The sequence below is a fragment of the Streptomyces sp. DSM 42067 genome (genome assembly GCF_055792885.1).
In genome coordinates, this window is sequence record NZ_CM147706.1 from 7,855,281 (window position 1) to 7,866,787 (window position 11,507).

The 11,507-nt window shown below is 68.7% G+C and carries 8 protein-coding genes; 4 read left to right on the top strand and 4 right to left on the bottom strand.

Features of this window, described 5'->3' with window-relative positions; translation table 11 throughout:
- The first annotated feature begins 18 nt into the window (after positions 1–18).
- Positions 19–2,475, top strand: coding sequence for a CBM35 domain-containing protein (locus ACSMXV_RS35180; protein WP_473179167.1), 2,457 nt, complete (start codon positions 19–21; stop codon positions 2,473–2,475).
- Positions 2,476–2,626: 151 nt separating this feature from the next.
- Here ACSMXV_RS35180 and ACSMXV_RS35185 read toward each other — a convergent pair whose 3' ends face one another.
- Positions 2,627–4,681: a SpoIIE family protein phosphatase gene (locus ACSMXV_RS35185; protein ID WP_473175153.1), complete on the bottom strand. Its 2,055-nt coding sequence runs from the start codon at positions 4,679–4,681 to the stop codon at positions 2,627–2,629.
- Between the two features lie 222 nt (positions 4,682–4,903).
- A complete protein-coding gene (locus ACSMXV_RS35190; protein WP_473175154.1) occupies positions 4,904–5,074 on the bottom strand; it encodes an AraC family transcriptional regulator in 171 nt (56 codons plus the stop codon).
- Between the two features lie 519 nt (positions 5,075–5,593).
- On the opposite strand from ACSMXV_RS35190, the gene ACSMXV_RS35195 reads away from it, so the two are divergent.
- Together ACSMXV_RS35195 and ACSMXV_RS35200 are read left to right on the top strand one after the other, a co-directional pair.
- Positions 5,594–6,568 carry an arabinan endo-1,5-alpha-L-arabinosidase gene (locus tag ACSMXV_RS35195; RefSeq protein ID WP_473175155.1) on the top strand — a complete coding sequence of 325 codons (975 nt, stop codon included), beginning with the start codon at positions 5,594–5,596 and terminating at the stop codon, positions 6,566–6,568.
- Positions 6,550–7,989 (top strand): family 43 glycosylhydrolase, encoded by a 1,440-nt coding sequence (locus ACSMXV_RS35200; RefSeq protein WP_473175156.1) that lies wholly within the window; start codon positions 6,550–6,552, stop codon positions 7,987–7,989. Before ACSMXV_RS35195 ends, ACSMXV_RS35200 begins: the two co-directional genes overlap by 19 nt.
- 78 nt (positions 7,990–8,067) lie before the next feature.
- Here ACSMXV_RS35200 and ACSMXV_RS35205 read toward each other — a convergent pair whose 3' ends face one another.
- The gene (locus ACSMXV_RS35205; RefSeq protein ID WP_473175157.1) at positions 8,068–9,408 is read right to left on the bottom strand and encodes an MFS transporter; all 1,341 of its coding nucleotides are present in this window, start codon (positions 9,406–9,408) and stop codon (positions 8,068–8,070) included.
- Between the two features lie 248 nt (positions 9,409–9,656).
- Entirely contained in the window at positions 9,657–10,322 is a 666-nt protein-coding gene (locus tag ACSMXV_RS35210) for a TetR/AcrR family transcriptional regulator (RefSeq protein WP_473175158.1), read from the bottom strand.
- Positions 10,323–10,594: 272 nt separating this feature from the next.
- On the opposite strand from ACSMXV_RS35210, the gene ACSMXV_RS35215 reads away from it, so the two are divergent.
- Positions 10,595–11,479, top strand: a complete 885-nt coding sequence (locus ACSMXV_RS35215) for a shikimate dehydrogenase (RefSeq protein ID WP_473175159.1) — start codon at positions 10,595–10,597, stop codon at positions 11,477–11,479.
- Positions 11,480–11,507 lie beyond the last annotated feature (28 nt).

Sequence of the window (11,507 nt, forward strand, 5' to 3'; positions counted from 1 at the left end):
TTGATGGGAGCAGCAGCAATGGCCGGCACCCTGCCCGCCGCCCAGCCGGCCCGGGCGGCAGCCGCCCAGACCGTCACCGTCGACCTCGGCGCCCCCGAGGGCGAGGTCATGCTCGGGGCGAACGGCGCCCTGTACGGACTAGGCGACGACGGCGTCCCGAGCGACGCCGCCCTCGCCCCCCTGAAGCTCACGTCCATCTCGCAGAAACCGGACGGCGGACTGCAGCACCCGAACGGCGACGCGATCGCCGTCTCGAAGTCCTTCTTCCGCAACGGCGGCGGCGACGTCAACGTGATGATGCAGGACATCTACCAGAAGTGGCCGTACGAGGACCTGGGTCTCGCCGACTACCTCACCAAGGTCGACTCGATCGTCGAGAAGGTCAACGCCGCCGAGCACAGCGACCGCTTCGTCTACGTCCCCTTCAACGAGCCCGACTGGATCTGGTACGGCCTCAACACGAAGGACCCGGCGGCGTACGAGAAGAACCGCGACCGCTTCCTCGCCGACTGGAAGACCGTCTACCAGCGCATCCGCTCCCAGGACCCGGACGCCCGGATCGCCGGCCCCAACGAGGCGTACTACGACAAGCGGCTGCTGCCCGACTTCCTCGCCTACGCCAAGGCCAACGACGTCCTGCCCGACGTGATGACGTGGCACGAGCTGTCGCCGGACTCGCTCAGGTACTTCCAGTCCAACTACGACCACTACCGCGCCCTGGAGAAGTCCCTCGGCATCTCCCCGCTCCCCGTCAACATCGACGAGTACGCCAACCGCCGCGACCTGTCCGTGCCGGGCCAGCTGGTGCAGTGGGTCTCGATGTTCGAGCGGAACAAGGTCCTCGCCAACCAGGCCTACTGGGACGCTGCAGGCAACCTCAGCGGCAACGTCGTACGCACCAACATCCCCAACGGCGGCTGGTGGCTCTTCCGCTGGTACGCGGGGATGACCGGACAGACGGTGAAGGTCACCCCGCCGTCGCCGAACACGATCGACACGCTCCAGGGCCTGGCCTCGCTCGACACCTCGCGCAAGCAGGCCCAGGTGCTGGTCGGCGGCGCTTCCGGTGATGCGGACGTCGCCGTGCAGCACGTCGACCCGAAGGTCTTCGGCACCTCGGTCACGGCCACCGTCGCCGAGGCCGCCTGGTCCGGCTACGAGGGACAGCACGTCGCGCCGCGCGTCCTGTCGCGCACGAAGGTCAGCGTCGGGTCGGACGGCAGCGTGACCGTCCCCCTCAAGGGCATGAAGAAGATGTCCGCGTACCGCATCGTGCTCACCCCGGCCGGCTCCGGCACCCCGGCCGCCGCCACCGTCCCCTGGTCCGCCTCATACGAGGCAGAGGACGCGCAGATCACGGGCGGCCAGGTCTACACCCAGGGCACGGTGAGCAACGCCAACGGCTACGCCGCCTCCGGCACCAAGGACGTCGGCTCGCTCAACACCGCCAGTAGCAAGGTCGACTTCACCGTCTCCGTTCCGAGCACCGGCACCTACGACCTGTCGATCCTCTACGGCAACCAGTCCGGCGCCCCGTCCACCCAGAAGCTGTCCGTCGACGGCGGCCCGGCGACCACGGTCACGTATCCGTCCACGGAGAACTGGACCTACCGCGCCAAGAAGGACGTGACCGTCGACCTCACCGCCGGGACGCATACGCTCACCCTGGCCCATGACACCAACGAGGTCACCCTCGACCGCATCGACCTCACCGCGCACACGGTGCCGACCACCTCGTACGAGGCCACGCTCGCGGACATCTCGGGCAACGTGTCGTACGACTACGCCGACTCGTCAGGGACAGGCACGGGCGCGCTGGTCCTCGGCTCCGGCGGCAAGGCGGTCTTCGACGTCTACGCGCCGCGCGACGGCTACTTCACCGTCACGCCCCGTGCGTCGGCGGCCGTGCAGCTGTCCCTGCACGGCGAGACGGTGGCGGCAGCCCCGAACCGGCCGCTGAAGCTGTACCTCGTCTCGGGCAACAACCGCATCACGGCCACCGGGCACGCGGCGCTGCGCTCCCTCGACGTGGCAGGCTCGGGCTCGGCGAACGGCACGCTCACCTATGAGGGTGCGCAGGCGACGCTGGCGGGTGGCGCCCGGCTTGTGGACAGCGCGTACGCCTCGTCGGGCACGTACATCGGCTGGCTCGGCAACAGCGCCTCCAGCACTGCCACCTTCACCGTCGACGCGCCGCGCACAGGCAAGTACGTCCTGGTCGTCCAGTACGCCCACAACGATCGGCGCGACAACGGCCACGCGTACAACACCGACATCATGTCCCGCACCGCGGACATCACGGTCGGCGGCAGGACGCAGACGGTGACCTTCAAGAACACCTGGAGCTGGGACGACTACTGGACCCTGGGCGTCCCAGTGGAACTGAAGGAGGGCTCGAACACCGTCACATTCGGCAACGCGTCCGCGTGGGCGCCGAACATCGACCGGATACAGGTGGCCGCGGTGCGCGACTGACGTAGGCGGAACCCGCCGGAACCAGACCCACGCCAAGCGACCGCGAAGACTCCGGTCGCTTGGCGTGGGCATGTCCGCAGGATGTCCTCCACACTCAGCCCGGGACCATTGCGATAGGCCGGATTGTTGGGCCGCAGCGGCCGGAACCGGGTCAGCTCCGCCGCCGTGCGAGTAGAAGCGCCACGTCGTCGTCAGATTCCCGGTGCAGTGCGCCGAGCACCGTGTCGCAGATCTCCTCCAACGGGCGTCGGTTGCCCTCCAGCAGCCGTAGCAGGTCCTGCAGTCCGACCTCTATGGACTCCCCGCGATGCTCCACCAGGCCGTCCGTGAACAACGCGAGCAGCGTCCCCTCCGCCAGTTCCCGCTCCTCGGCGCTGAAGGGCACCCCACCGACCCCCAAGGGCACGCCGCTGGGTATGTCGAGGTATTCGGCCGTGCCGTCGGGGCGCACCAGCACCGGCGGCAGATGGCCTGCGCTGGAGAGTTCGCATCGGCCGTGCTGGGGGTCGCAGACGGCGTAGATGCAGGTGGCTATCGACTCGCCGAGCGAGCCGGCGATGTCGTCGAGGTGGGACAGCAGCTCGGCGGGAGGCAGGTCGAGCCGGGCGAGGGCGCGGGTGGCCGTACGAAGCTGGCCCATGATTGCTGCGGCGTGCACGCCCCTGCCCATCACATCGCCGACGACCAGGCCGATCTTGCCCCCTTTGAGCGGCAGAACGTCGAACCAGTCCCCGCCGACCTCGCTGACCGCGGGAAGATAGCGGGAGGCGATCTCGATGCCGTCGTAGTCCGGTGGCGGGTGGGTCAGCAGGCTGCGCTGGAGGGTGAGCGCGATGGTGCGCTCGCGCCCGTACAGCCGGGCGTTGTCGACGCAGATGGCGGCGCGCGCGGCCAGCTCGGTGGCGAGCGTGAGGTCCTGGTCGTCGAACGGCAAGGCGTTGACCGTGCGGTACAGGCTGAGCGTGCCCAGCACCTCTCCGCGGGCTATCAGCGGGGCGGCCAGATAGGAATGGACCCCGGCCTTGCGGAGCACCTCGGCGGCGGCCGCGTCCCTGGCGATGTGTGGCATCGTCGCACCACTCACCCGCTCGACCAGGATCGGCCGCGCCCCTCGTACGCTCTGGGTGATCAGCCGTGACGAGCTGTACGACGCCAGTTCGCCGACCGGGTCCGCGGCCCGGATGGCATCGGTCGGGTAACCCGCCGCGACCGCCAGGGCCCGGAAGTCGGCGTGGCCCTCCGTCCGGGCTGCGGCTGCGTCGCCATGGCTGACCACCGAGTCGAGTAGGTCGACAGCCGCGAGGTCGGCGAGCTGCGGCACGGCCATCTCGGCCAGTTCACGGGCGGTCTGGTGCAGATCCAGGGTGGTGCCGATACGGACACTGGCGTCCGCGATCACCGCGAGCCGCTCGCGTGCCTTCGCGACCTCGGCGGCCGCCAGCTGTCGCGCGGAGACATCGATGACTGCGATCGCCAGGCCCAGCACGCGTCCGCTGGGGTCCTCGATCCGGTGGTACGACTCCGAGTAGGCGTGATCCCTGGCATCCGCGGCCGTCCGGCCCACGGTCTGCTGATCCAGCAGTGGCTCGCCGGTCTCCAGGACGTGTCGCATGCGCGACTCTATGGCCTCTACGTCCAGCGACGGCAGCGCCTCGCTGACACGGCGGCCCAGCACGGCCTCCTCAGGCAGGCCGTTGATCCGCTCCAGTGACGGATTGACGCGGACCCACCGCAAATCGGTGTCGAACACCGCGATGCCCACGGGGGTCTGGTTGATCAGGCTGTGGGACAGGGCCAGGTCCCTCTCCACGTTCCGCAGGGTCTCGGCGTCGGCGGCCAGGCCCAGGGCATGGACGCCGCCATGCGTGTCGCTCAGCCGCATGGTGCGGAACTCCACCTGCCGCGTCGAGCCATCCTTGTGCAGGACCGGGAACACTCCCGCCCAGCTCGTGCCAGCCCGTACGCGTTCGAACAACTCCCGAGCTCGCCAACGATTCTCCTGGGACACCAGCAGCCCGGCGCTCCGGCCCAATGCTTCGGTGGCCGAGTAGCCGAGCAACAGCTCAGCCTCGGGGCTCCACAGCACGATCCGGCCGTCGCCGTCCACGACCAGGGCGGCGACCCGCAGCAAATCGAACAGCCCTCCAGGCGCAGCGGTGACACCGTCCTCCCAGCCGTCCCCGCTCCGGGCCTCATGCCCACGCATACCAGCCGCTCCCTCCGGCGGCAGTGCCGGAACCGCCAGGGACCGCTCCATGGATCTTCTCGTTACGTCATACCTCTTCCCGGGGGACATCGCACGCCGTGATCCCATCCGGGCAGTGCACGGCAAGAACGCCGAGCGCGACGAGCTGTGGAAGGCCGCCCGCGGGTGTCGACAGTCACGTAATCGCAATTCCCCACGTCCGACGACTTGCGCGTCACGCGATTACCCAGGCGGAACCGCATCTTCGAATACGCCTGACGCCGGAGCGAGCAGGCGCCGTAGCGCCGTCGGTGTGCGGCCCAGGTACTGGCGCATGATGCTGCACAGGTGTGCCTGGTCGGCGAAGCCGAGGTCTGCGGCGAGGGCGCCGAGGCTGCCCTCTCCCTCCTCCAAGCGGTCGAGGTGCCCGGCCGATGCGGAGGCGATTGCGGTAGTGGGTCACTGACACCCCCAGTTCACGGGTGAAGGACCGGCTCAAGCGGTACGGCGAGAAGCCCAGCAGTTCTGCGAGCGGAAGCAGTCGGTCTGAGGCCGGGTGGTCTTCGGTGATCACCTGGCGGGCTGCCGTGACGAGAGCCGCTTCGTTTCTAGGAGCTTGTGTGCCGAGCGGCCGTGGCGGCTGTACCGGGACCCGCTGCGGCGGTTCCCGCGGCGCTCACGGCCAGCGTGGCGGCTGTGTGCGTGCTGTGGGTTCAGCAAAGTGATGGCCCGTCAAGTTGCTTGTGAGGCACGGCAGTTATCGAATCACATTCGATGGTTGAGTGACGGGAGGGGTTGTGTAAACCGTTGACGCGAACGTGGTTCGACTCTACGGTCCCGTTCGAAGTGAGGGCCAACGTTCGATATTGCGAACACGCTCATGGGTTTGCTCGCTTCCTGTGATTCCTTCTGCCCCCACCAAGGAGGGTCCGTGTGAGCCGCACCTCCCGTAGAACCGCCCTGCTGGCCGTCCCGGCGGCTGTTCTGCTCGCCCTTGTACCGAGCAGCGCGTCCGCGTATCCGAACCCGGGCACCGTCACGGGTTCGACAGTCGTCCACGACCCGACGATGATCCGCTCCTCATCGGGCCAGTACCTGCTGTACGCCACCGGCGGCGGGCTCGCCTCCAAGACCTCCAACGACCGGATCGCGTTCACCGCCGGCAGCGACGCGTTCACGACCAGGCCGAGCTGGTGGTCGAACTACTCGTCCGTCCCGGAGGCCTGGGCGCCCGACATCTCGTACCACGGCGGCAAGTACCTGATGTACTACTCCGTCTCGAAGTTCGGCTCGAACACCTCGGCCATCGGGCTCGCCGGCTCGACGACCGGTCAGCCCGGCAGCTGGACGGACTACGGCATCGTCTACACGTCGAGCTCGTCCAGCGACTACAACGCCATCGACCCGAACCTCTTCGTGGACGACAACGGCACGTGGTGGCTGTCCTTCGGCTCCTGGTGGACCGGGATCAAGATGATCCAGATCAACCCGTCGACCGGGAAGCAGCTCTCCACGAACACCACCCGCTACTCGCTCGCGTCCCGGCCGACCGGCACCAAGGCCGTCGAGGCGCCGTACATCGTCAAGCGGAACGGCTACTACTACCTCTTCGCCTCGTACGACGTGTGCTGCTCGGGCACCAGCTCGACGTACAAGATCAAGGTGGGCCGCGCCACCAGCGTCACCGGGCCGTACTACGACAAGAGCGGCGTCGCCATGATGAACAACGGCGGCACGCCCGTGCTCGAGTCGCACGGCAGCATCATCGGCCCCGGCGGCCAGTCGATCATGAACGATGTGGACGGCGACCTGATCGTGTACCACTACTACGACGGCAACGACAACGGCACCCCGAAGCTGGGGATCAACCTTCTGAACTGGAGCAGCGGATGGCCCGTCGCCTACTGACGCTGCTGGCCGCGCTGATCCTCGCCCTGTCCCTGGGACAGTCGTCGGCGAGCGCCGCCTCGTTCACGAACCCGGTCAAGACCCAGAAGGGCGCCGACCCCTGGATCTCGTACCACGACGGCAACTACTACCTGGTGACGACGAGTTGGACCGACGTCATCACCATGCGCAAGTCGCCGACGCTGGCCGGGCTGGCCACCGCGCCCAGCGTGCAGGTGTGGCAGGGCGACGCGGCCTCCCGCTGCTGCAACATCTGGGCGCCCGAGCTGCACTACTCCGGGGGCCGCTGGTACCTGTACTACGTCGCGGGACAGAACATCTCCGACTACATCCCCACCCAGCGCGTCCACGTCCTCGAGAGCGCCGGCAGTGATCCGCTCGGTCCGTACTCGTACAAGAACCAGTTGAACAGCGCCTGGATGCTTGACCCAAGCGTGCTCACCGTGAACGGCAGCATGTATCTGCTGGGCAGCGCGAGCGGCGGTGGCACACAGAACCTCGTCATCGCGCCGATGTCCAACCCCTATACGGTCAGCGGTTCCTTCTCGACGATCTCCACACCGACGTACGACTGGGAGAAGTCCGGCGGGACGGTGAACGAGGGTCCGGAGGTGCTGCAGCGGGGCGGCAGGACGTTCGTCATCTACTCGGCGAGCGGCTGCTGGACGCCCGACTACAAGCTCGGCCAGCTGGAGCTGACCGGCTCCAACCCGCTCTCGGCGTCCTCCTGGACGAAGAAGTCCACGCCCGTCTTCCAGCGGAACGACTCGGCCGGGGTCTACGGACCCGGACACAACGGCTTCTTCACCTCGCCCGACGGCACCGAGAGCTGGATCGTCTACCACGCCAACGACAGCGCGAGCGAGGGCTGCGACAACGGGCGGACGACCCGCGCGCAGAAGTTCACCTGGAACTCGGACGGCACCCCGAACTTCGGGTCACCGGTCGCGCTCGGTACGTCGCTCCCCGGGCCGTCGGGAGAGCCGTCGACCGCCTCGACGACGTACACCATCGTCAACCGCAACAGCGGCAAGTGCCTTGATCTGGCGGGTAGTTCGACGGCGGACGGGGCAAATGTCCAGCAGTGGACGTGCAGCGGCGGCAACAACCAGAAGTGGCGCATCGAGGACCTCGGCGACGACACCAGCCGCCTCGTCAACGTCGCGTCCGGCAAGGTCCTCGACACCGCCGACTGCTCGACGGCCGACGGCGCGGACCTACGCCAGTGGTCCTGGCTGAACAACACCTGCCAGCGGTTCCGGTTCGTCACCACTGCATCGGGCGGCTGGGTGCGGATCGTCAACCAGTCCACCGGCAAGGTCGCCGACGTAGCGAACTGCTCGACGGCTGACGGAGCGGACGTACGGCAGTGGTCGTGGCTGAGCAACACCTGCCAGCAGTGGCAGCTCAAGCCGGCGTGAGCGCGGCGGAGACCGTGTGAACAACACTTCGGGGGCCGGCCCCACCGGGCCGGCCCCCGAAGTGCGCCACGCCAGAGATCAGGCGGCCACGGTCTCCCGGCCGGTCGCCTCCTGCGGCTCCCGCAGACCGAGCTGCTCCGTCGGCACCTTGTGCGTCTCGCGAGCGGTGATCGCGGCGAGCACCGGCGGGACGCAGAGCACCGCCGTGAACAGGGCCACGGCCGACCAGTCGTCACCGTTCGGGCCGGCGATCTCGGCCGCGAACGTCACGGCGAACCCGGCGACGGCGAACCCGATCTGCGTGCCGATGGCCATGCCCGACAGGCGGACTCGCGTGGAGAACATCTCGCCGTAGAAGGACGGCCAGATGCCGTTGGCGGCGCTGTAGACGATGCCGAAGGTGACGATGCCGAGGATCAGCACCAGCGGGTACGAGCCGGTGGAGATGGCCCAGAGGTAGGCGAACATCATGACCGCGCTGCCGGCCGCGCCGGTCAGGAACACCGGCCTGCGGCCGATGCGGTCGGAGAGCTTGGCCCACAGCGGGATGGCGCCGAGGGCGACCAGGTTGGCGAGCGCGCCCACCCACAGCATGCTCGAGCGGTCCATGCCGACCGAGTCGCTCGTCGCGTACGCCAGGGCCCAGACGGTGAAGATCGTGCTGACCGACGCGACCAGGGCACCGGCGATCACACGCAGCACGTCCGCCCAGTGCTCGCGGAACAGCACCAGCAGCGGAAGCTTGGCCACGCCCTCGGTCTCTGCCTGCTGGGTGAAGGCGGGGGTTTCCTCGAGCGTGCGGCGGATGACGTACCCGACCACGGCGACGGCGACGCTGAGCCAGAACGGGATGCGCCAGCCCCAGGAGAGCAGCTGGTCCTCGGGGAGGGCGGCGATCGGGATGAAGGCGAGGGTGGCGAGGAGCTGGCCCGCCTGGGTGCCGTTGAGTGTGAAGCTCGTGAAGTAGCCGCGGCGGTGTGGCGGTGCGTGTTCCAGCGTCATGGAGTTGGCGCTCGCCTGCTCGCCCGCCGCGGAGATGCCCTGCAGGACGCGGCACAGCACGAGGAGCACCGGGGCGAGCGTGCCGACCTGCTCCCTTGTCGGCAGACAGCCGATGAGGAACGTGGACAGGCCCATCAGGATCAGCGTGAAGACCATGATCTTCTTGCGGCCCAGGCGGTCTCCGAAGTGGCCAAGGAAGAGCGCACCGATCGGACGTGCCGCGTACGCGACACCGAAGGTGGCCAGCGACAGCAGGGTCGCGGTGGCCGGGTCCGACTCGTCGAAGAAGACCTTCGGGAAGATCAGCGCGGCGGCGCTGCCGTAGATGAAGAAGTCGTAGTACTCCAGGGCGCTGCCGATCCAGGCAGCGAGCGCTGCCTTACGCGGCTGGCCCTGGTGGGCGTCGGGGACGGTCACGGCGGCTCCTTGGGGACTTCCGGAGAAGGGTAGAGCGGGTGAGGGGGAAAGTGCCGGGCCCTGAGGGTCGGGGGATCGGCTGTCACCGGCGCTCCGGTCGGAAGGCGGGTGATTAACTCACTGGATAGTTAATAGCGAGTGGCTACGGATGTTGCAGCCACGTATCCCACCTGTCAAGAGGTCGCGCAGAAACCGGTCCGACGCACATTCCGTGATCAGTCCGCGAGCGGTCCGCCGGGACCCTGTGTTCAGTCCGCCGAGCGGTCCGCCGTGAGGTAGGCGATGACCATGTCGCCGAGCATGTTCCGGTAGTGCTCCCGCTGGTCCGATGCGACCAGGTCGCGGCCGAAGAGGGCGCCGAACGTGTGCCGGTTGGCGACCCGGAAGAAGCAGAACGAACTGATCATCGCGTGCAGGTCCACCGCGTCGACATCGGCCGTGAACAGGCCCGATGCCCGGCCCGCCTCGAGGATCCGCCGGATCACCTCGATCGCGGGCGAGCTGAGCTTGCCGAGCACCTCGGATGCGGCGATGTGCTCCGCCTCGTGGATGTTCTCGATGCTGACCAGCCGAATGAAGTCGGGGTGTGCCTCATGGTGGTCGAAGGTGAGCTCGGCCAGCCGGCGGATGGCCGCCACCGGGTCGAGATGCTCGACGTCGAGCTCCTGCTCGGCCTGGCGGATCACGGAGTACGCGCGCTCCAGGACGGCCGTGAAGAGCTGTTCCTTGCCGCCGAAGTAGTAGTAGATCATCCGCTTCGTGGTACGGGTGCGGGCCGCGATCTCGTCGACGCGGGCACCCATGTACCCGGCGCGGGCGAACTCCTGCGTCGCCACGTCGAGGATCTCGGCCTTGGTGCGGGCGGCGTCGCGGATGCGTCCGCCGGGTCGGGCCGGTTCTTCGACGGTGGTCATCCGTTGGTTCCTTCTGGGTGAGGCGCTGGTGCGGGGCGGGGAACTTCGGGCGGGTGCGGGGCGGGGACCTTCGGGCGAGCTGCTGGTGCGGGGCGGGGCTTGGACCGTCCGATGCTGGCGATTGTAGAAGCCGGTCCCGCTCGTGGATCCCGGTAGATCAACGGTCCGCGGGATTCCCGGAGTTTCCGGCGAGGTCTTCCTGTCGAGGCGACCCGCCTGATATGACTAACGAACCAGTTCGTACATTACGCACAATGCGGCGAGAGGCAGCGATGGCATCCAGGACCCAGGACTCCTTCCTCATCGGCCTGATCGGCGCCGGCATCGGGCCCTCGCTCAGCCCGGCGCTCCATGAGCGCGAGGCCGACCGCCAAGGCCTGCGCTACCTCTACCGGCTGATCGACATCGATGTCCTCGGTGTCACGGCCGACGAGGTCGGCGACCTGCTCCGGGCCGCCCGCGACCTGGGCTACGACGGGCTGAACATCACCCACCCGTGCAAGCAGCTCGTCATCGAGCACCTCGACGCGATCGCCCCGGGCGCCGAGGCCCTCGGCGCTGTCAACACCGTCGTCTTCGAGGACGGCCGGGCCGTCGGTCACAACACCGACGTCACGGGCTTCGCCGCCTCGTTCGCCCGTGGCCTGCCGGACGCCTCGCTCGACCAGGTCGTGCAGCTCGGCGCGGGAGGCGCGGGCGCCGCGGTGGCGCACGCCCTGCTCACCCTGGGCGCCGGGCGGCTCACCGTCGTCGACGCGCTGCCGGAGCGGGCGGCCGCTCTCGCCGCCTCCCTCAACCGCCACTTCGGCGACGGACGGGCAACGCCCGCCACTCCGGGCGCACTCCGGGACCTCATCGCGGGCGCCGACGGCATCGTGCACGCCACGCCCACCGGCATGGCCGCGCACCCCGGACTCCCGTTCCCCGCCGAGCTGCTCCACCCGGACCTGTGGATCGCCGAGGTGGTCTACCGGCCGCTGGAGACCGAGCTGCTGCGCACGGCCCGTGCGCTCGGCTGCGCCACGCTCGACGGCGGCGGCATGGCCGTCTTCCAGGCCGTCGACGCGTTCCGCCTGTTCACCGGCAGGGAGCCCGACAGCACCCGAATGCTCGCCGACATCGCGGAGCTGGCGGGCGCCGCCGGAGCCCACGCCTGACCGGTCTCCGAGCCGGACTCGGTCTCCG

Excerpts from the sequence above, each read along its gene's own strand:
- ACSMXV_RS35180 (WP_473179167.1), top strand. The coding sequence starts at position 19 with ATGGCCGGCACCCTGCCCGCCGCCCAGCCGGCCCGGGCGGCAGCCGCC.
- ACSMXV_RS35185 (WP_473175153.1), bottom strand. The coding sequence starts at position 4,681 with ATGCGTGGGCATGAGGCCCGGAGCGGGGACGGCTGGGAGGACGGTGTC.
- ACSMXV_RS35200 (WP_473175156.1), top strand. The coding sequence starts at position 6,550 with ATGGCCCGTCGCCTACTGACGCTGCTGGCCGCGCTGATCCTCGCCCTG.
- ACSMXV_RS35210 (WP_473175158.1), bottom strand. The coding sequence starts at position 10,322 with ATGACCACCGTCGAAGAACCGGCCCGACCCGGCGGACGCATCCGCGAC.
- ACSMXV_RS35215 (WP_473175159.1), top strand. The coding sequence starts at position 10,595 with ATGGCATCCAGGACCCAGGACTCCTTCCTCATCGGCCTGATCGGCGCC.